Annotated in this window: 20 protein-coding genes; 8 read left to right on the top strand and 12 right to left on the bottom strand. The window is 60.8% G+C overall.

What is annotated here, in order from left to right; all coding sequences use genetic code 11:
* Window positions 1-24 precede the first annotated feature (24 nt).
* Window positions 25-1,098: a porin gene (locus PVE98_RS11165; protein ID WP_096073044.1), complete on the bottom strand. Its 1,074-nt coding sequence runs from the start codon at window positions 1,096-1,098 to the stop codon at window positions 25-27.
* Window positions 1,099-2,018: 920 nt separating this feature from the next.
* Here PVE98_RS11165 and PVE98_RS11160 point away from each other — a divergent pair.
* The 6 genes from PVE98_RS11160 (at window position 2,019) to spy (ending at window position 8,852) form a co-directional block, all read left to right on the top strand.
* Window positions 2,019-3,239 carry an aspartate aminotransferase family protein gene (locus PVE98_RS11160; protein ID WP_033747586.1) on the top strand — a complete coding sequence of 407 codons (1,221 nt, stop codon included), beginning with the start codon at window positions 2,019-2,021 and terminating at the stop codon, window positions 3,237-3,239.
* Entirely contained in the window at window positions 3,236-4,267 is a 1,032-nt protein-coding gene (gene astA / locus PVE98_RS11155; RefSeq protein ID WP_033747584.1) for an arginine N-succinyltransferase, read from the top strand. The genes PVE98_RS11160 and astA overlap by 4 nt, the downstream gene beginning before the upstream one ends.
* A complete protein-coding gene (gene astD / locus PVE98_RS11150; RefSeq protein WP_096073045.1) occupies window positions 4,264-5,733 on the top strand; it encodes a succinylglutamate-semialdehyde dehydrogenase in 1,470 nt (489 codons plus the stop codon). Before astA ends, astD begins: the two co-directional genes overlap by 4 nt.
* Window positions 5,730-7,055, top strand: coding sequence for an N-succinylarginine dihydrolase (gene astB / locus PVE98_RS11145; protein WP_096073046.1), 1,326 nt, complete (start codon window positions 5,730-5,732; stop codon window positions 7,053-7,055). Before astD ends, astB begins: the two co-directional genes overlap by 4 nt.
* A 35-nt stretch (window positions 7,056-7,090) precedes the next feature.
* Window positions 7,091-8,089, top strand: coding sequence for a succinylglutamate desuccinylase (gene astE, locus PVE98_RS11140; RefSeq protein ID WP_096073047.1), 999 nt, complete (start codon window positions 7,091-7,093; stop codon window positions 8,087-8,089).
* A gap of 277 nt (window positions 8,090-8,366) precedes the next feature.
* Complete coding sequence (gene spy, locus PVE98_RS11135) at window positions 8,367-8,852, top strand: ATP-independent periplasmic protein-refolding chaperone Spy (protein ID WP_048786027.1); 486 nt, start codon at window positions 8,367-8,369, stop codon at window positions 8,850-8,852.
* A 75-nt stretch (window positions 8,853-8,927) separates the two neighbouring features.
* On the opposite strand, the gene cho is transcribed toward spy, so the two are convergent.
* From cho to PVE98_RS11115, 4 genes are all read right to left on the bottom strand, one after another.
* A complete protein-coding gene (gene cho, locus PVE98_RS11130) occupies window positions 8,928-9,788 on the bottom strand; it encodes an excinuclease Cho (RefSeq protein WP_033747571.1) in 861 nt (286 codons plus the stop codon).
* 127 nt (window positions 9,789-9,915) lie between these two features.
* A complete protein-coding gene (gene nadE, locus PVE98_RS11125; RefSeq protein WP_033747567.1) occupies window positions 9,916-10,740 on the bottom strand; it encodes an ammonia-dependent NAD(+) synthetase in 825 nt (274 codons plus the stop codon).
* 126 nt (window positions 10,741-10,866) lie between these two features.
* Entirely contained in the window at window positions 10,867-12,060 is a 1,194-nt protein-coding gene (locus tag PVE98_RS11120) for a multidrug effflux MFS transporter (protein ID WP_096073048.1), read from the bottom strand.
* Window positions 12,057-12,644, bottom strand: coding sequence for a TetR/AcrR family transcriptional regulator (locus PVE98_RS11115; protein ID WP_033747560.1), 588 nt, complete (start codon window positions 12,642-12,644; stop codon window positions 12,057-12,059). The genes PVE98_RS11120 and PVE98_RS11115 overlap by 4 nt, the downstream gene beginning before the upstream one ends.
* A gap of 192 nt (window positions 12,645-12,836) precedes the next feature.
* Here PVE98_RS11115 and osmE point away from each other — a divergent pair, with 192 nt between their 5' ends.
* A complete protein-coding gene (gene osmE / locus PVE98_RS11110; RefSeq protein ID WP_033747557.1) occupies window positions 12,837-13,172 on the top strand; it encodes an osmotically-inducible lipoprotein OsmE in 336 nt (111 codons plus the stop codon).
* 66 nt (window positions 13,173-13,238) lie between these two features.
* On the opposite strand, the gene PVE98_RS11105 is transcribed toward osmE, so the two are convergent.
* From PVE98_RS11105 to hxpB, 6 genes are all read right to left on the bottom strand, one after another.
* Window positions 13,239-13,622: a DUF6515 family protein gene (locus PVE98_RS11105; protein ID WP_096073049.1), complete on the bottom strand. Its 384-nt coding sequence runs from the start codon at window positions 13,620-13,622 to the stop codon at window positions 13,239-13,241.
* A gap of 195 nt (window positions 13,623-13,817) precedes the next feature.
* Window positions 13,818-15,209 (bottom strand): L-cystine transporter, encoded by a 1,392-nt coding sequence (locus tag PVE98_RS11100; RefSeq protein ID WP_333620651.1) that lies wholly within the window; start codon window positions 15,207-15,209, stop codon window positions 13,818-13,820.
* A gap of 156 nt (window positions 15,210-15,365) precedes the next feature.
* Window positions 15,366-15,956: a metal-dependent hydrolase gene (locus PVE98_RS11095; protein ID WP_033747549.1), complete on the bottom strand. Its 591-nt coding sequence runs from the start codon at window positions 15,954-15,956 to the stop codon at window positions 15,366-15,368.
* 191 nt (window positions 15,957-16,147) lie between these two features.
* Window positions 16,148-16,909, bottom strand: a complete 762-nt coding sequence (gene kduD, locus PVE98_RS11090) for a 2-dehydro-3-deoxy-D-gluconate 5-dehydrogenase KduD (RefSeq protein WP_033747547.1) — start codon at window positions 16,907-16,909, stop codon at window positions 16,148-16,150.
* 16 nt (window positions 16,910-16,925) lie between these two features.
* A complete protein-coding gene (gene kduI / locus PVE98_RS11085; RefSeq protein WP_096073051.1) occupies window positions 16,926-17,762 on the bottom strand; it encodes a 5-dehydro-4-deoxy-D-glucuronate isomerase in 837 nt (278 codons plus the stop codon).
* 194 nt (window positions 17,763-17,956) lie between these two features.
* Window positions 17,957-18,637: a hexitol phosphatase HxpB gene (gene hxpB / locus PVE98_RS11080; RefSeq protein WP_096073052.1), complete on the bottom strand. Its 681-nt coding sequence runs from the start codon at window positions 18,635-18,637 to the stop codon at window positions 17,957-17,959.
* Between the two features lie 143 nt (window positions 18,638-18,780).
* Between hxpB and PVE98_RS11075 the strand changes: the two genes are divergently transcribed.
* Window positions 18,781-19,317 carry a YniB family protein gene (locus PVE98_RS11075; RefSeq protein WP_033747537.1) on the top strand — a complete coding sequence of 179 codons (537 nt, stop codon included), beginning with the start codon at window positions 18,781-18,783 and terminating at the stop codon, window positions 19,315-19,317.
* Window positions 19,318-19,321: 4 nt separating this feature from the next.
* Here PVE98_RS11075 and PVE98_RS11070 read toward each other — a convergent pair whose 3' ends face one another.
* On the bottom strand, window positions 19,322-20,215 hold the full coding sequence (locus PVE98_RS11070; RefSeq protein WP_033747536.1) for a fructosamine kinase family protein: 894 nt from the start codon (window positions 20,213-20,215) through the stop codon (window positions 19,322-19,324).
* Window positions 20,216-20,271 lie beyond the last annotated feature (56 nt).

Genomic DNA, 20,271 nt, shown 5'->3' with positions numbered 1-20,271 from the left:
GCGCAGAGTGAGGGTAAAAACTTATCAGAACTGGTAGATCAGGCCGACGGCAGTGATATCGTCGGTCTTCAGGCCCAGCGGGTTGTTGTCGTCCAGCAGGTTGATCTTGTACTCCACGTAGGTCGACATGTTTTTGTTGAAATAGTAAGTGGTGCCCACCGCAACATATTTGAAGATGTCGGCGTCGCCGATATTCTCAATCTCTTTGCCCTTTGATGAAACGTAGCCTATCGACGGGCGCAGGCCGTTCAGGAACTGATACTGTGCCACCGCTTCGAAGTTCTGCGCTTTGTTGGCGAAGCCGCCGCTGATCGGCGTGGCGTTCAGGGTTTCGCCATACATCGCCGCCAGATAGATCTGATTCGCATCATATTTCACCGCTGTCGCCCAGTTCTGTGCTCTGTCGCCGTCGCCGCGCGCCGCCGCGTTCTGCGTCTCGGTGCGGTCGAGGCTGGCGTAGGCGCCGGTAAAGCTCAGGCCGAAATCGAAGGCGTAGCTGGCGGAAAGGGCGTAGCCGTCGCCGTTGGAGCGGCGCACGCCGTCGGTGTTGCCGGCGCGATCGTTTTTACCTTCATACTGCGCGGCCAGGCTCAGCCCCTTGACCAGACCGAAGAAATCTTTGTTGCGCCAGGTGAGCAGGCCGGTGGAGCGTCCCGCCAGGAAGGCGTCGGTGTAGCCGGAATCGCCGCCGAAGAAGGGCAGCATATCGGTATAGGCGAACGCGTCGTAGACCAGTCCATAGTTGCGGCCATAGTCAAGCGAGCCGGCGTCGCCAAACTTCAGGCCGGCATAGCCGAGACGGGTGCGGTTGCCGTTCTGCGCGTCGCTGCCCTCTGAGTTGCGCAGGCTGTACTGATACTGCCAGAAGCCATAGCCGGTCAGCCGATCGGTAATTTTGGTTTCGCCTTTAAAGCCGAGGCGCGTATAGGAAGAGGTATCGCCATCGTTGCTGCTGTCGTTGGAAAACAGGTGCGAGACGTTAATTTTTCCCACTAAGTCGAGTTTGTTGCCATCTTTATTATAAATTTCCGCTGCCTGGCCGGCAGATATTCCAACAAGAGACGACACCACTGCCGCCGCTAACGCGCGCTTCATCATTTATATTTACCCTGTCTTTGTTAGTTATTATTCCCCGCTATCTGGGGTGAAAGAAAAATGACACAAAAGGATAAGTTGACCTAGTGCAATAAGTGTAACTGAATATTTCAAAAGCCATTTTTTCATTCTTGCTGTTTGTTTTTTGAACTATTCGTCGCAGCGTGAATTAGCGTGAGTTAAAGGGGTAATGACATATTTTAATTATAATTACCTGATTTTATTAATTTTTGATGCAGTGGTTCGTGAGGTTTATTCGTGCGTCTGCGCTTTGACGATCGGCTAGCCAATCCCAATTGAAAATCAAGCTTTACCGAAAAAGTTCAAATGCCAGGCTAAAGGTAATGCTCTAATAATTAGCTTGCTTACAAATTACCCAGGCATTATTAATTCTTATTGCTGCATTGATAATAACGTCAGTAATAATTGTTTTAACCCATGCTATTTATTTACTGAAACCCGATTAATAAAGCGCCTGGCATTTTTACGCACGGGGCTATGCCCTCAGTCTGACCAGACCTATTTCTGTTGACATAAAATCTGGCTTCCTCATTTATGCGATCGATCTGCCCTGAAACAGAGCGCGCTGCACTTATAAAGTGCGTTTTTTGCCTGAATTTGAACATTAAAGTCAGGAGCGATCACAAAAGCAATATTTACTCTGGCAACTGCATAAATCTGCTGCGGAATATGCGGCGCAGGCGCGGCGCTCACGAAATTATTCACTATATATGCATTAAAAATGAATATCACGTGATTCTAAGTTATTGATATTTCGTTGTGCTCCCTCTTTTATGCATTTATTCGCTTTGCTGGCACGCAAGCTGCACTTTACAGTAGGGCTGTGTTCACCCGAATTTCACAAATTTAAAACATTCGCTTTACTCACCGGTGCGCCGGGCGGGAAGGCAGGAGAAACAGTTATGTCACTGCAGGTTTCGCGTCACGATTTCGATCAATGGATGGTGCCGGTCTATGCGCCAGCGAACTTTGTACCGGTACGCGCATCGGGCTCGACCCTCTGGGATCAGAACGGCAAAGAGTATATCGACTTTGCCGGCGGCATTGCGGTTAACGCACTGGGTCATGCGCACCCGGCGCTGCAGCAGGCGCTGACCGAACAGGCGTCGCGCCTGTGGCATACCGGCAACGGCTACACCAACGAGCCGATCCTGCGGCTGGCGAAGCAGCTGATCGACGCCACCTTCGCCGACCGCGTCTTCTTCTGCAACTCCGGCGCCGAAGCCAACGAGGCGGCGCTGAAGCTGGCGCGTAAAACGGCGCACGATCGCTTTGGCGCGCATAAAAGCGGCATCGTCGCCTTTAATAACGCCTTTCACGGCCGCACCCTGTTTACCGTTTCCGCTGGCGGTCAGCCCGCCTACTCAAAAGATTTCGCGCCGCTGCCGCCCGATATCCGCCATACGCCATTTAACGATCTGGAAGCGGCGGCGCAGCTGATCGACGACAACACCTGCGCGGTGATCGTCGAACCGATTCAGGGCGAAGGCGGCGTACTGCCTGCCGATCCCGCCTTTTTACGCGGCCTGCGCGCGCTGTGCGATCGGCACCAGGCGCTGCTGATTTTTGACGAAGTGCAGAGCGGCGTGGGCCGCACCGGTTCGCTCTACGCCTATATGCACTACGGCGTGACGCCGGACGTGCTTACCACCGCCAAGGCGCTGGGCGGCGGTTTCCCTATCGGCGCGATGTTGACCCGCGAAGATCTGGCGCAGGTGATGAATGTCGGCACCCACGGCACCACCTACGGCGGTAATCCGCTGGCGGGCGCGGTGGCGGGCAAGGTGCTGGAGTTGATCAACCAGCCTGCGACCATGGCGGGCGTCACTGAACGCCATCAGTGGATCGTCGAGGCGCTGGAGGAGATTAACCAGCGGCTGCATCTGTTCAAAGAGGTACGCGGCCTGGGCCTGCTGATCGGCGCGGTGCTGAACGAGGACTATGCCGGTAAAGCGAAGCAGTTTAACCTGGCGGCCGCTGAGCAGGGCGTGATGGTGCTGATCGCCGGCGCTAACGTGGTGCGCTTCGCGCCGGCGCTGAATATCAGCGAAGAGGAAGTCAAAACCGGCATGGCGCGCTTTGCCGTGGCCTGTGAACACCTGGCGCGAGGATCGACATCATGATGGTGATTCGTCCTGTTGAACATGACGATCTGCCGCAGCTCCTGACGCTGGCCGGCAAAACCGGTGGCGGACTGACCTCGCTGCCGGTCGACAGCCCCACTTTGCAGGCGCGCATCGAGCGTTCGCTGCAAACCTGGCAGGGCGCGCTGCCGCGCGCCGAACAGGGCTATGTCTTCGTGCTGGCCGACAGCGAAGATAATCGCGCCGTGGGCATCTGCGCCATTGAGGTGGCGGTCGGACTGCAGGAGCCCTGGTACAACTTTCGCGTCGGCACCCAGGTACACGCCTCAAAAGAGCTGAACGTCTATGCGGCGCTGCCGACGCTGTCGCTGAGTAACGACCATACCGGCAGCAGCGAACTCTGCACGCTGTTTCTCGACCCCGACTACCGCGACGGCAAAAACGGCTATCTGCTCTCGAAGTCGCGCTTTCTCTTTATGGCCAACTTTCGCCATCAGTTTATGGATCGCGTGGTGGCGGAGATGCGCGGCGTCAGCGACGACGCGGGGCATTCGCCTTTCTGGGAGAGCGTCGGCAGCCGTTTTTTCTCGATGGAGTTTCGCAAGGCCGACTTCCTCAGCGGCACCGGCCAGAAGGCCTTTATCGCCGAGCTGATGCCAAAGCATCCGCTCTATATCGACTACCTGTCGCCAGAGGCGCGGGCGGTGATCGGTCAGGTGCATGAGAAGACCGCGCCCGCGCGCGCGGTGCTGGAGGCGGAAGGATTCCGCTATCGCAACTATATCGACATCTTCGACGGTGGGCCGACGCTGGAGTGCGAAATCGACGACATTCGCGCCATCCGCAAAAGCCATGTGCGCAGCGCCGCGCTCGGCGAGCCGGACGAACATGCGCCGCTCTGTCTGGTGGCGAATCTGGACTATCACCGTTTCCGCGTCGCGCTGCTGCCAGCGCGCATCGAGCAGCACGACGTGGTACTTAATGAGAATCAGCTCAGGGCGTTGCACGTTGAGCCAGGCGATAGCCTGCGCGTGGTGACGCTGGGCGGCGAGGAGAAAAAAGCATGACGCACATGATTAACGGCGAATGGCAGCCGGGCCGCGGCGATACCCTGCGTAAAATCGATCCGGTGTTCGGCGAGACGCTGTGGCAGGGCGAGGCCGCCACGGCGGAGCAGATCGCGCAGGCTGCGGCGGCCGGCCGCGAGGCGTTTCCAGGCTGGGCGCGCCGACCTTTCGCCGAGCGTCAGGCGCTGGCCGAGCGTTTCGCCGCGCTGCTGGAGAGCCACAAAACCGAGCTGGCGGAAACCATCGCCGCCGAAACCGGCAAGCCGCGCTGGGAGGCGCTGACCGAAGTGCAGGCGATGATCAATAAGATCGCTATCTCTGTGAAGGCTTTCCATACGCGCACCGGCGAACAGCACGAGGGCGAAAGCTCGCTGCGCCATCGCCCGCACGGCGTGCTGGCGGTATTCGGCCCCTACAACTTTCCCGGCCATCTGCCTAACGGCCATATCGTGCCGGCGCTGCTGGCGGGCAACTGCGTACTGTTCAAGCCGAGCGAGCTGACGCCCCTGACGGCGGAGAAAACCGTGCGCCTCTGGCTGGAAGCGGGGCTGCCGCGCGGCGTGCTAGCGCTGCTGCAGGGCGCGCGCGCCACCGGACAGGCGCTGGCGGCGGAGACGCAGATCGACGGCGTGCTTTTTACCGGCAGCGCGGGAACCGGCTATCAGCTGCACCGCCAGTTCGCCGGCCAGCCGGAGAAAATGCTGGCGCTGGAGATGGGCGGCAACAATGCGCTGATCGTCGAGGATCCGGCGGATATCGACGCGGCGGTGCATATCGCTATTCAGTCCGCGTTCATTACCGCCGGGCAGCGCTGCACCTGCGCGCGCCGTCTGCTGGTGAAGCGCGGCGCGGCGGGCGACGCCTTCCTGCAGCGGCTGCTGGAGGTCAGCGCGCGGCTGCAGCCCGGCGCGTGGAACGCCGAGCCGCAGCCCTTTATGGGCAGCGCCATCTCCGTCGAGGCGGCGGAAAAGATCTATCAGGCCTGGCAGCAGCGCGTCGCGCTCGGCGGCACGCCGCTGCTGGAGATGCGCTGGCCGCAGCGCAGCAACGCGCTGCTGACTCCCGGCATCATCGACGTCACCCAGGTCAGCGGCCTGCCGGACGAAGAGGTGTTCGGCCCGCTGCTTAACGTCATTCGCTACGACAGCTTCGATGAGGCGATTCGTCTCGCCAACGAGACGCGCTACGGCCTGTCGTGCGGTTTAATCTCGCCGTCGCGCGCGCAGTTCGACCAGCTGCTGCTGGAGGCGCGCGCCGGGATCGTAAACTGGAACAAGCCCCTCACCGGCGCGGCGAGCAGCGCGCCGTTCGGCGGCATCGGCGCGTCCGGCAACCATCGCGCCAGCGCCTGGTATGCGGCGGACTATTGCGCCTGGCCGATGGCGTCGCTGGAGACGCCCGATCTGACGCTGCCCGCCGCGCTCTCGCCGGGACTCGATTTCTCCGCGCGCGAGGAGCAGGCATGAAAACCACAGAAGCGAACTTCGACGGGCTGGTCGGCCTGACGCACCACTATGCCGGGCTCTCATTCGGCAACGAGGCCTCGACGCGCCACCAGCATCAACCGTCGAACCCGCGCCTCGCGGCGAAGCAGGGGCTGCTGAAGATGAAGGCGCTGGCGGACAAAGGCTTTGTGCAGGGAGTGATCCCGCCGCACGAGCGGCCGAACCTGCCGCTGCTGCGTCAGCTCGGCTTCCGCGGCAGCGACGAACAGGTGCTGGCGCAGGCGGCGAAAGCGTCGCCCGGGCTGCTTTCAGCGGTCAGCTCCGCCTCGGCGATGTGGGTTGCCAACGCGGCGACGGTGTCGCCTTCAGCCGACAGCGCCGACGGGCGCGTGCATTTCACCGTCGCCAACCTGAACAACAAATTCCATCGCGCCATGGAGGCACCGCAGACCGCCCGGCTGCTGCGCGCTATCTTTCGCGATCCTCAGCATTTCGACGTGCACGACGCGCTGCCGCAGGTGGCGCTGTTCGGCGACGAAGGGGCCGCGAACCATAACCGCCTTGGCGCTGAGTATGGCGAACGCAGCCTGCAGCTTTTTGTTTACGGACGCGACGATAACGGCGGCATCGCGCCGGGACGTTATCCCGCCCGCCAGACGCTGCAGGCGAGCCAGGCGGTGGCCAGGCTGCATCAGCTTGACGAGCGCCACACGATCTTTGCCCAGCAGAACCCGCAGGTCATCGACCAGGGGGTGTTTCATAACGACGTTATCGCGGTCAGCAACCGCGAAGCGCTGTTCTGCCACCAGCGGGCGTTCGTCGATCAGCCTGCGCTGCTGGCGACGCTGCAGCGTCGCGTGCCCGGCTTTACCGCCATCGAGGTGCCCGAAAGCCGCGTCTCGGTGGCGGACGCTGTCAGCACTTATCTTTTTAATAGCCAGCTGCTGAGCCGCGACGATGGCGCGATGCTGCTGGTGCTGCCTGAAGAGTCGCGCCAGCATCCCGGCGTCTGGGGCTATCTGAGCGAGCTGGTGGAGCAGGGCGGCCCGGTGCGCGAACTGGCGAGCTTTGACCTGCGCGAAAGCATGCAAAACGGCGGCGGTCCCGCCTGTCTGCGGCTGCGCGTGGTGCTGACGCCGCAGGAGCGGCAGGCGCTGAATCCGGCGGTGATGATGAACGATCGCCTGTTCGCCACGCTTAACGACTGGGTAGATCGCCACTACCGCGATCGCCTGACGCAGGCGGATCTGGCAGATCCTCAGCTGTTAACCGAGGGCCGCGAGGCGCTGGACGAGCTGACCCGGCTGCTGGACCTGGGCAACGTTTACGCGTTTCAGCAGTAGCGGGAACGGCGCTGACATCGCAGAAAGGAGGTTTAATGCACGATTTTCTTCAGCAGACGCTGTCAGGCGAGGCGCCACATCAGCTGTGCGGCGAAACGCCCTGGCTGCGCTGGCGATGGATCGACCACGGCATTCTCCAGCTCGACCCGCTCGCCGAGCCGCAGCAGGCGCTGGTGCTGTCGGCCGGCATTCATGGCAATGAGACCGCGCCGGTAGAGATCATAAATGCGCTTATCAGTGCGCTGCTGCGCGGCGAGATGCCGTTACGTCATCGCGTGCTGGCGATCCTCGGCAATCCTGCGGCGCTGCGCGCCGGGAAGCGCTACCTGCGCCATGACGTGAATCGCCTGTTCGGCGGCCGCTGGCAGCGGATCGACGACTGCGACGAGGCGCGGCGCGCGCTGCGTCTGGAGCAGGCGACGGAGGCCTTCTGGCTGGAGGGCGGCAAAGCGGAGCAGCCGCGCTGGCATCTCGATCTGCACACCGCCATTCGCGGCTCCTGGCATACCCGCTTCGGCGTGCTGCCGCTCAATCCGCATCCCTGGCCAGCGCCGTTTATCCACTGGCTGACGGCGGCGGGGCTAGAGGCGCTGGTCTTTCACACGGCGCCGGGCGGCACCTTTACCCATTTCAGCTGCGCAAACTTCCGCGCCGCCAGCTGTACGCTGGAGCTGGGCAAGGCTCTGCCGTTCGGTGCCAACGACCTGACGCAGTTTGCTGCCGCGCAGCAGGCGCTGGCGGCATTGCTGAGCGGCGAACCGCTGCCGGAGGCGCGAGAGAAGCCGCGCCGCTATCGGGTGGCGCAGCAGATTACCCGCCTCAGCGAGCAGTTCCGTCTGCATATGGATGCGGAGACGCGCAATTTTACCGCCTTCCCGCAGGGCGCGCTGCTGGCTGAGGATGGCGCCACGCGCTACGTCGTGCAGCAGGCGCGCGAATATGTGCTGTTTCCCAATCCCGCCGTCGCGCTGGGGCTGCGCGCCGGTCTGATGCTGGTAGAGGAGGACGCGCCCGTCGAGGCGCAGGCGGGCTGACATCCTGTCCGGCGGCGAGGCGGAGAATTTTCCTTCCGCTTTGCTGCCTGAACCCTTACACTCCTCCATAATTCCTGCCAAATCCGCTTTGAATTCATATTCTTTTGCAATTCCTCACCTGATTCTTCTTATTCTCTTCATGATTGCCCGATTTTTGTCTTTTATGCTTTCACGGCTTTACTCACTCTCTGAGAGATTGACATTCAGCAGCGTAATCTTGTTCTCGAAGACGCGACAGGCTGCTGTCGTCATTAACTGAATGATAAGGACAACTATTATGCGTAAACTGACTTCTCTGATTCTCGCTTCTACCCTGGCATTCGGTGCGGCAAGCGCGGTCCATGCAGCGGCCGACAACCTGACGCCGCCGCCGGCCGGTAGCGAAAAAGCGATGCATAAGCCGCCGATGCACCACGGCATGATGATGTTCAAAGGTTTGAACCTGACCGATGCGCAGAAGACCCAGATTCGCGACATCATGAAAGAGAGCCATAAAGACTTTAAACGTCCGTCGCTGGAAGAGCGCCGCGCCGGTCACGCGATTATCGCCTCTGACACCTTTGACCGCGCGAAAGCGGAAGCGCAGGCGGAGAAAATGACCGCCGATGCGAAAGAGCGCGCGGTGGCGATGATGGAAACGCAGAACAAGCTCTATAACGTGCTGACGCCGGAGCAGAAGAAGCAGTACAACGCTAACTTTGAAAAGCGTCTGACCGAGAAAGGCCCGCACGACGAGAAAATGGCGCCGCCAGCCGCTGAATAACCGGCTGAGGTAAGGCAGTAAGACCGCCGACGTTGTCCAGACAAGCAGAGAGTCTGGGCAGCGTCGGCGGTTTTTTTATAGCGGTTCGATGGGGTAGTGACCGGAAAGCAGCGGTCGACACAAAATTTTATAGCCGTCATGGTCGAAGCCGCTCGGCGCGCGCTTCAGCCGACGCGCCTCTTCCATATCGCTGACCGATCCCAGATAGAACCAGTGGTCGATCACGTGGATCTGCGTCATCAGTTTTCCCTCCTCGATCAGCGCGACCGGGCCCTGCCACGGCCAGCAGATCACCCGCACGCTCTCCAGCGCTTCCAGCAGCCGCGCCTGATGATCGTCCAGCGTTTCACGGCCGCAGCAGGCGCCGGCGCAGCGACGCAGCGCGGCGCGAAAACAGGCTCGGTTGGCGCTCAGCTTTTCCAGCCCCAGCAGCCCGTGGCAGAGCTGATGTTCGTCGGCGAGATACTTCAGCGTCTCCAGCGCCTTGTGGCGGCTACGATAAAGGCCGAAGAGGTTGGGGGAGTGGGAAAAATCGACGTCGCGCGCGTAGACCACCTCAGGCTTGCCCTCGGCGATCTGAATCGAGCAGAGCTGGCGATTTTTGCGCAGGCGCTTGTTGAACAGCGGCTGCTGCGTCTTGATCATCTGCGCTTCCAGCAGCAGCGCGCCGAGATCGCCCGCGGTAGGGATCCAGCTGACGCGGCGCGCCTGGCGCAGCATGCGCGCCTCTTCCGGCGTGCGGAAGTGCGACATCACGCGCGAGCGCAGATTGATGCTTTTCCCGATATAGAGCGGCAGCGTCTCGCTGTCGCCATGAAAGGTATAGACGCCGGGCTGATTGGGCAAACCTTCCAGCCATTCGCGCAGGTGTTCGGGATATTCGTAGATGGCAGCCGCGTCGAACTCGAGGCGGTGCGTGGCGGCACGTCGAACCAAGACAGACTCCTGTAACTGTGTATTCATACAGCATATCAGGCTGTTCAGGCTTTCGCCAGCGGGTTAATCGGTGAACATTGAAGCGGGATAAAATTTCCCCTGCCGGGCAGCAGGGGAAAAGGGGGCATTATTTCCAGAAGTCGTCGAACACCGTAATCGGCGGACGACGCTTGTGCTCGGTCTTCACATACCAGTTTTCGATGATCTTCGCCGTTTCCGGCGCGACGCTTTTGCCTTCCAGGTAGTCGTCAATCATCTCGTAGGTCACGCCGAGCGCCACTTCATCCTCCAGGCCAGGACGATCGTCTTCCAGATCCGCCGTAGGGCGTTTCAGGTAGAGGTGTTCCGGACAGCCCAGGGTTTTCAGCAGCAGCTTGCCCTGACGTTTGTTGAGGCGAAACAGCGGATTGATGTCGGTGCCGCCGTCGCCATATTTGGTGAAGAAGCCGGTAATCGCTTCCGCCGCGTGGTCGGTGCCCACCACCAGACCTTTGGTCATGCCGGCGATGCTGTACTGCGCCTTCATGCGTTCGCGCGCTTTTTCATTGCCGCGCACGAAATCGGAAAGTTCAACGCCCGCTTCTCTCAGCGCGCGTTCGCTGGCCAGCACCGACTCTTTGATATTGACCACCAGCGAGCGATCGGGCTGGATAAACGCCAGCGCGTCCTGACAGTCCTGCTCATCCGCCTGGACGCCGTAGGGCAGGCGCACCGCGATAAAGGCGTAGGCGCTGTCGCCGCTCTCTTCGCGCAGTTCGCTAATCGCCAGCTGTGACAATTTGCCCGCCAGCGTCGAGTCCTGGCCGCCGCTGATGCCGAGCACCAGGGTCTTCAGAAACGGATTGCGCTTCAGGTAGCTTTTGAGGAAATCGACGCTGCGGCGAATTTCCTGTTGCGGGTCGATAACCGGGTTAACGCCGAGTGCTGTAATGATTTCCTGCTGCAGTGACATGAATCTCTCCTCAAGACAGTGGCCTGTTGGCCCGTGCGAACCATTTATTAAAGCTAACGCGCATCGGCGAAAACAACAAGCCAAAGCGCCAGTTGTTTCCGGTTAACTGTTGCCAGATCAGGCAGTTTATTCGCGCGGCGCCGGTTTCTGCGCCAGGAAAATAAACATCAGGATCGCCAGCATAAAGCAGCCGAAGATGGTGCCGGTCATGCTGACGAGCGAAGTGCCGCCCAGCCCGGTGATGGGCACCGAGATCGCGCCGAATGAGAACATGCAGACGCCGATGACCGCCGATGCGCTGCCGGCGCGATGGCCCTGGCTCTGCATCGCCAGCGACGAGGCGGTGGTGGCGATCACCCCGTTGCTCGCGATGGTGAAAAAGAGCGCCACCAGCACCAGCGGCAGCGGTGCGGCGAGGAGGCCCGCCAGCAGCAGCAGGCTGGAGGCAGCAAAGGCCATCGTCAGGCCGCCCTTCAGCACGCGATATTCGCCCCAGAGCGGGCAGAGGCGCGCGCTGGTCTGCGAGGCGATCACCAGCCCGATGCCGTTCGCGGCGAAGCAGAAGCTGAACGCCTGCGGCGACAGGCCGTAAATCTGCTGCAGCACGAAGGGCGAGGCGCCGATATAGGCGAACATGCCCGACATCATAAAGGCCTGCGTCAGGCAGAAGCCCATAAAGGGACGATGAACCACTACCTGGCCCAGCGCTGCCCAGGCGGAGAAGACCGAGCCCTGGCTGCGGCGCTCGGGCGGCAGGGTTTCGTGCAGCTTCCAGCGCGCCAGCAGGATCAGCAGCAGCGCCGTCGCGCCCAGCACCACGAAGATGCCGCGCCAGTTAAGCAGCGTCATCAGCACGCCGCCCAGCACCGGCGCGCCGATCGGCGCCAGCCCGTTCACCAGCATCAGCAGCGCGAAGAAGCGCGTCAGCTCATGGCCGCTGTACATATCGCGCGCCACCGCCCGCGACAGCACCGCGCCGCCCGCGCCCGCCAGCCCTTCGAACAGGCGCGCCAGCAGCAGCTGGTGGATATCCTGCGCCAGCGCGCAGCCGATCGAGGCGATAAACAGCAGCGCCAGCGAAAGCGTCAGCGGACGCAGCCGACCGAACTTATCGCTCATCGGCCCGAACAGCAGCTGCCCGGCGCCAAGGCCGAGCAGGCCGGCGGTAAGGCTGAGCTGCGCCGTGGCGGTCGAGGTTTGCAGATCGCGCGCCAGTTCAGGCAGCGCAGGCAGGTAGAGATCGATGCAGAGCGGGCCGAGCGCCGCCAGCAGGCCCAGCGTGACGGCATAGACCAGTCGGTTATTGCGTGCAGGTGTCATTTGTCCTCTGAGGGGTTAACTAAGTTGTGGATCATCTGTTTGTAGAGGGTATGAAGCAGATCCGCTGACGCTTTCTGCGTCGTCAGGCGGCGAAAAGCGGTGCCTTCTATCAGCACCGCCAGCACTTCGACGCAGGCGGCGCGCTGCGGCTCGGTAAGGTGCGGATAGTCCGCGCGCATTTTTTCACAGGCGTTGTGAAACAGACGCGTCTCGGCGGCCTGCAGGATATCGCTGACGCGCGGATTGCGGCTCGCCTCGGCAGCAACCTCCAGCATCAGCATCTCATCCTCGTCGTGCAGGGTTTCGCGGCGGGCGATCATATCGGCGATATGGCTGGCGTCGCTCTGCGCGCTCATCGCCGCCACGCGGCCGTCGACGATGCGTTTCACCATCTCTTCGATCAGCGCGTCTTTACTGGGAAAGTAGCGATAGATCTGCCCGACGCTGAGGCGGGCGGCGCTGGCAAGCTGCGCCATGCTGGCACCGTGGAAGCCTGACTGACGAAAACAGCGCCGCGCTGCCGCGATGATCTCATCCTGGCGCGTGCGATGCCGCGCGTCGCGCGCCTCACGCTGTGGGTTCATCCTGCCTCCAAAAAGTAGTTTTGAGAGTGCTTATTCTCGCGCCGGATTATACGGGGCGATCCCATTAAGAACAGCTTTTTTACGCTAGCCTGACAGTTCAGACTGAACTTAAAAATGCGCCATAAAGTTGATTAATCTGCATTTCTGTTCCAGGCTTAAGCTTACATGGACAATACAATGAGGAACAACTCGATGAATAAAGCAATGGGATGTATCGCTGCGGCGCTGACGCTGGTCGCACTGTCTGGTTGTACGGCTTACGATCGTGCTGAGAGCTACGTGAGCAAGCCCGTGGTTAAGGATGTGAAAAAAGGCATGACGCGCGATCAGGTTCGCCAGATTGCGGGCCCGGCTTCTACTGAAATCACTATGGTTCACGCACGCGGCACCTGTCAGACTTATGTGCTGGGCGAGCGTGACGGCAAACCGCAGACCTACTTCGTGAGCTACAGCGACACCGGTCGCGTTATGAACTACGGTTTCCAGAGCTGTAAAGAGTACGATACCGATCCGCAGGCTGCTCAGTAAGCCGCGAAGCGACAGAACAGAAAGCAAACGGCCCGTCATTGACGGGCCGTTTTTCGTTATGGCTGCTCAGAGTCCTGCGGGACGCGGCACCTCGATATAGTTGCCGCTGATATCGCGCTGATAGTAGTGGCCCTCCTGCACGTAAAAACGACGGCCGTTAAAGTCGAGCACGCGCAGCGCGCCGTCCGGCTCGGCTGGCGGCTGCACCACCACATAATTTTCGCCCTGACGCTGATAGTAAGCGCCGTTGAGCATGTAGTAGGTCAGGCCACCGATCAGCACCGCGGTCGCCGCCTCCGGCAAAAAGCGCAGCGGGCCTGGACCGCCCCAGCCGCGGCCGTGGCCGCCCCAGTGTGGACCCGGGCCGGGACCCCAGCCGCCGGGGTGAGCAGAGACAAGCGCTGGCGACAACAGCGTTAACGCCAGCAGCGAGGCGATAACTTTTTTCATGGGTTTTCTCCTGCGATAACTGCCTGAAGCATTCTCTTTTTACGCTGTGAAAACAAGCGCAGAGGCGCGACTTTTTCCTCTCTTTACCACGTTTAACGCTTTCTTAACGGCGTCGCCATAAAGGGGGCGGATTGTGAAGTGCGGACATAAAAAAACCGGGCGCGATGGCCCGGTTTATTGTCATACAACGCGCGCTTAGCGGTGCGCCAGCTCTGCGTGCTCGTCACTCTCCAGCACCGATTTGTCGGTCATGCCGAGCCAGCGGCTGGTGAGGGAGCCAGCGGTCATCGAGCCGTTGACGTTGAGCGCGGTACGGCCCATATCGATCAGCGGTTCGATAGAGATCAGCAGGGCGACCAGCGTCACCGGCAGACCCATCGCCGGCAGCACGATCAGCGCGGCGAAGGTCGCGCCGCCGCCTACGCCCGCCACGCCTGCCGAGCTCAGCATAACGATACCCACCAGCGTGGCGATCCAGACCGGATCGAACGGGTTAATGCCGACGGTCGGCGCAACCATCACTGCCAGCATGGTTGGGTAGAGGCCTGCGCAGCCGTTCTGACCAATTGTCGCACCGAAAGAGGCGGAGAAGCTGGCGATCGATTCCGGTACGCCCAGGCGACGCGTCTGAGTTTCCACGTTAAGCGGAATGCTTGCGGCGCTGGAGCGGCTGGTGAAGGCGAAAGTGATCACCGGCCAGACCTTGCGGAAGAAGCGCAGCGGGTTGATGCCGTTAACCGACAGCAGCAGCGCGTGCACGCCGAACATAATCGCCAGACCCAGGTAGGAGGCGACGACGAAACCGCCCAGCTTGATAATGTCCTGCAGATTGGAGCCGGCGACCACTTTGGTCATCAGCGCCAGCACGCCGTAGGGGGTCAGCTTCATGATCAAACGCACCAGCTTCATCACCCAGGACTGCAGGGTATCGATCGCCACCAGCACGCGCTGGCCTTTGGCTTCGTCATCCTTCAGCAGCTGCAGCGCGGCCACGCCGAGGAAGGCGGCGAAGATCACTACGCTGATGATCGAGGTCGGGCTGGCGCCGGTCAGATCGGCAAACGGATTTTTCGGCACGAAAGAGAGCAGCAGCTGCGGTACGGTGAGGTCCGCCACTTTGCCCGCGTAGTTGCTCTGGATCGCGGCAAGACGCGCGCTCTCCTGCGCTCCCTGCACCAGCCCCTCGGCGCTGAGGTGGAACAGGCCGGTGACCAGCACGCCGACCAGCGCGGAGATCGCGGTGGTAAACAGCAGCACGCCAATAGTGAGCAGGCTGATTTTGCCCAGCGACGAGGCGTTATGCAGGCGCGCGACGGCGCTGAGGATCGAGGCGAACACCAGCGGCATCACGATCATCTGCAGCAGCTGCACGTAGCCGTTGCCCACGATATTGAACCAGCTAATAGAGGTTTTCAGCACGTCGCTCTGCGCACCGTAAATGGTTTGCAGCGCCAGGCCGAACAGCACGCCGATCACCAGACCGACCAGCACTTTTTTCGACAGGCTCCAGCTATCACGACCGAGGCGCGACAGCAGCAGCAGCAGCGCGACGAAGGCTGCGAGATTGAGAATCAGAGGTAGATCCATATTGGCTCCCGAAAGACACGTCCGGCGACAGCTATTAGCGCCGGAACGCCAGATATTGTGACGCACGAATTAAGTGGCGGTATGTTACCAGCTCACTCGGGCACCGACTTATATCCAAATGGAATGCCTTATAACCAGACAGCGTTTTCTGCTGCTTTAATGCGCTTTTTGGGTGGAAATCAGGCGAGAGACGCCATTTTGTAGCGTATCGAACAGCTGAGAGGTCCAGCCCTGCGCACCAAATGAGGGCGCGCCTGCCGGAAACCACAGCGAACAGCCGACCAGTATCAGGCAGAGCGTGCGCTCAAGCTGGTTGCCTTTCTGGCTTCTCAGGATCGGCAGACGAAAGCGCCAGCGGCACGGCCACAGCAGCGGCACGCCGGCGGGCGTCAGCATATCGGCAACGATATGGCTGAGATAACCCAGCGTCATTCCCTGTAGTACGTCAGCGGGCAGCAGCCAGTCATCGGGTACGTTTATCTGAAACAGCCACAGGCTGGCCGCAACGGCCAGCAGGCTGTGGGTAAAGCCCCGGTGACCAAACGCGCGTGCTATTGGATAGGAGAGCCACTTTAGCCTCTGGCCGAGCAAAGATTTGGGGTGGTCAATATCGGGTAGCAGGCAGGTAAGCAGCGTGGCAGGGATAAGATGCCACCAGTCGGCCTGCGCCAGCACGGGCGTCAGCTCCGCGCGCTTAGCGAAAATAGCGGTGGCAATAGCGAAAATTACGTGGCCTTCGCCCGTCATGATAAAACCTGGCTGCAAACTGTCGATGCATCCAGTATAGGGATTTATCCAGTAAATGAGAAGTTGTGACGCTGTAACGAAGCGTGAATTTTTTTAGCGAAACGGCGACATTGCGCCGCCGTTTCGTCGTGTTTGTCAGCCGCAGACAGAGAACGCAGGCTATCAGGCCGCGACTTATGACCTGCGAGACGCTAGCGCGCCAGCCAGCCGCCGTCGACCGCCAGCGTGTAGCCGTTGACATAGTCAGAGGCTGAAGAGGCGAGGAAAACCACCGGCCCCATCATATCTTCCGGCACGCCCCAGCGCGCGGCGGGGATGCGTCCGAGGATCTCGGCGCTGCGGCTTTCGTCGCTGCGCAGCTGTTCGGTATTGTTGGTCGCCATATAGCCCGGCGCAATGGCGTTAACGTTGATGCCGTGTTTCGCCCACTCGTTCGCCATCAGTCGCGTCAGGCCCATCACCGCGCTTTTTGACGCCGTGTAGGAGGGAACGCGAATGCCGCCCTGGAAAGAGAGCATCGAGGCGATGTTGATAATTTTGCCGCCCTGGCCCTGTGCGATAAACTGGCGCGCCACCTGCTGCGACAGAAAGAAGACGCTCTTACTGTTGATGTTCATGACGTCATCCCAGTCCTGTTCGCTGAAGTTCAGCGCGTCTTCACGGCGGATAATCCCGGCGTTGTTGACCAGAATGTCGATTTTGCCTGCGGCGGCCACGGCTTTCTCCACCACGCCCGGCACCTGTTCGGTGCGGATAAGATCCGCCTGCAGCGACCAGAAGCGACGGCCTAGCGCTTCGACGCGCTGCTGCGTTTCTGTGGGATCCTCGCGGTTGACGCCGACGATATCGCAGCCGGCCTGCGCCAGCCCCAGCGCCATCCCCTGGCCGAGCCCGGTGTTGCAGCCGGTGACCAGCGCGATTTTCCCTTCCAGATTAAATGCGTTGAGTATCATGAGAGCGCCTCCTTTGTTAGCGCAGATCGCGGATGTTGACATGATCCATGTCGTCGAATACCTGATTCTCGCCGACCATGCCCCAGATAAAGGTGTAGCGTTCGGTGCCGACGCCGGCATGAATCGACCAGCTGGGCGAGATAACCGCCTGTTCGTTATGCACCAGCAGATGACGCGTCTCCTGCGGCTGGCCCATCATATGAAACACCGCGCTGTCCGGGTTCATATCAAAGTAGAAGTAGACCTCCATGCGACGTTCGTGGGTGTGGCACGGCATGGTGTTCCACAGGTTGCCTTCGTCCAGGCGGGTCAGGCCCATGGTGAGCTGACAGGTCGGCAGCACGTCCGGCACCAGATATTTATTGATGGTGCGGCGGTTTGAGGTCGCCGCATCGCCCAGCGTGGTGCGAACCGCGTCCTCTTTGCCGACTTTTTTATCGGGAAAGCGGCTGTGCGCGGGCGCGCTGTTGAAATAGAACTTCGCCGGACGTGAGGCGTCGCTGCTGCGGAAGCTCAGCGTCTGGGCGCCTTTGCCGACGTAAAGCGCCTCTTCCGTTCCGATCTCCCAGACCTTGCCGTCTACCTCGATGGTGCCTGGCCCGCCGATATTGATAACGCCCAGCTCGCGGCGCTCCAGGAAGTAGCTGACGCCCAGCTGTTTGCCCATCTCGTTGCCGAAGGTCACGCCGTCGGCGACCGGCATCACGCCGCCGATAATAATGCGGTCGATATGGCTGTAGGTGAGCGTATAGCGGTCGGCTTCAAAGATCTTTTCAATCAGAAATTCGCGGCGCAGCGCGGCGGTGTCGAGCTGACGGGCATGCTCGCTGTGAATGCTTTGACGAACGTCCATTCTGGTCCCCTCTGGCGAAACAGGTGCATAGGCCCCGCAGGGCGTCTGAGGGCATCTTAGGAGGAGTGAGAGATCAATTCAATAAAAATGAAACGCTGTTTTATTTATTTGAGAGGAGGATCATGCCGCAAAGAAAAACCCGCCGGCGGCGGGCGGGTTCGAACAGGCGGCGCGTTCGCGTCGTCGCACAGGGTTTAGCGTGCGGAATCGCCCAGCAGATGCGCTGCGGTTAGCTGGGTCAGATCGTCCAGCTTTACGTTGGCCAGCGACCAGCGCGGATCCGCGCGCAGCGCGGCGGGCGGCACCACTACGGAACGCATGCGCGCCGCTTTAGTGGCGATCATGCCGTTAACCGAATCCTCCAGCGTCACGCAGTTGAGCGGATCGACGTCCAGCCGCGCGGCGGCGTCGAGATAGACCTGCGGATGCGGTTTGCTGTAGGGCAGCGCCTCGGCGGAGACCAGCACGTCGAAATCATCGCGCAGGTCAAACAGCGCCAGCACGCGCTCCAGCATCATCAGCGGCGAGGCGGAGACCAGACCGGTTTTCAGCCCGCGCTGGCGACAGAGCTGGAGCGCCTGTTTCACTCCAGGCAGCAGCGGCCGCTGCTCCTCAATCAACGCCAGCGCGCGCGCGATAATGCGCGCCGTGACCGTCTGCTGATCCGGGCCTGACCAGGGCAGGGTTTCATACCACATGCGCACCACCTGATCGATGCGCAGACCGAGCGTGTCCGGCAGCTCGCTGCGGCGCGACAGATCGACGTTGAGCGTGGCGAAGATATCCAGTTCTGCCTGATCCCACAGCGGTTCGGAGTCGATAATCAGGCCATCCATATCAAACAGGGCGGCATAAACGGGGCGGGTATAACTCATTGGCTGGCTCCTTGTAGAATTTGCGCTACCTTATCATGGGCTGGCGCGCGCCGCGAAAGTGGCGCGGGCGGCGCTTTTTACGGGAAATAAAAACCACAGGCAGGTAGACTGGCTGCAAACGGGATTCAGGTACAGGAGATACCATGACTTATCAACAGGCTGGCCGCATTGCCATCCTTAAGCGAGTGGCTGGCTGGGCGATCTTTTTGCTCGCGCTGCTGTCGACCGTGATTTCAGTGCTGGGCTTTATGTTCAGGCACAGCGAAAAACAACCGGGCATCGACGCCGTGATGCTCGATTTTGTCCATGTCATCGTCGATATGATCCGCTTCAATACGCCGTTCCTCGGCTTCTTCTGGCGTAACTCGCCGGTGCCGGAGTTTCACGGTCAGATGAATATCGGCTTCTGGATTATCTATATTCTGATTTTCGTCGGTCTGGCGCTGGAAGCGTCCGGTTCGCGCATGGCGCGTCAGGCGCGCCATATTAAAGAGGGCATTGAGGATCAGCTGATTCTTGAGCAGGCGCGCGGCAGCGACGCCCGCACGCGCCAGCAGCTGGAAGAGAAAATCCGCGTGCCGCACCACACGATTTTCCTGCAAATCTTTCCGCTCTATATCCTGCCGGTGGTGATCGCCGTCGCCGGTTACTTCGTGCTGTCGCTGCTCGGCTTTCTTTAACGCGTCAGGCCGGTCTGGCCTGACGCTGCGCCAGCGCGTCCTCTTCCAGCAGGCGCGCGACGGCGAAGCGCGCCTCGCTCAACCAGCTGCCGCCGAAGACGTTGGCGCGGTTAAGCAGGTAGTAGAGCTGGTAGACCGGCTGCCGCTGCGAGAAGCCGTCCGGCAGCGGCCAGACCGACTGATAGCCCTCATAGATCTGTCGCGGCAGATCGGGAAACCAGCCGAGCATCGCCAGGTCGCATTCGCGGTCGCCCCAGTAGCAGGCGGGATCGAACAGCCAGGGACCGCTGGCGCTGCCGGCGCAGTTGGCCGGCCAGAGATCGCCATGCAGCAGGGAAGGCTGCGGCTGGTGCGTGGCCAGCGCGCGCTGCACGCAGTTAACGATCTCTTCCGTATTGCCGTAGGCGATGCCTTTCTCTTCCGCCAGCTGCAGCTGCCAGCCGATGCGCTGCTCCGCAAAGAAAACCGACCAGCGGCGCAGCCAGCTGTTGGGCTGGGGCGTGGTGGTAATGTTGTTGTCGAAGTCGAGGCCGAACTGCGCCTGTTCGCTCCACTGATGCAGGCGCGCCAGCTGCTGGCCCAGCTGAAAAGCGTTTTCCGCGTCCAGCGGCTGCGGCGCGATATACTCCAGCAGCAAAAAGCTCTGATCGCGATGGTGCCCGACGCCGTAGACCGCCGGCACGCGCACGCTTTGGGTGCGCGCCAGCAGCGCCAGCTGATCGGCTTCCCAGGTGAAAAGGGTGAGCATCTCGCGGCTGTTGCACTTCATAAAGACCTCATGCTCGCCATAGCGCAAGCGCCAGGCGGGATGAACGTCGCCGCCGGGAAGCTCGTGGCGTTCGGTAATTTCGGCATGGCCAAACTGTTCGCTTAACAGACGACTAATAGCGTTCCACATTGGGCGATCCTCTTTTAACCTGTCAGGCTGCGGTGTCAGTCAGAGTGGTCTGCGAC

The organism is Pantoea sp. GABEPS69 (assembly GCF_045780835.1).
GTDB classification, from domain to species: Bacteria; Pseudomonadota; Gammaproteobacteria; order Enterobacterales; family Enterobacteriaceae; genus Pantoea; species Pantoea septica.
The sequence above is the reverse complement of the archived record's forward strand: the minus strand, read 5'-3'. Positions and strand labels throughout refer to the sequence as shown.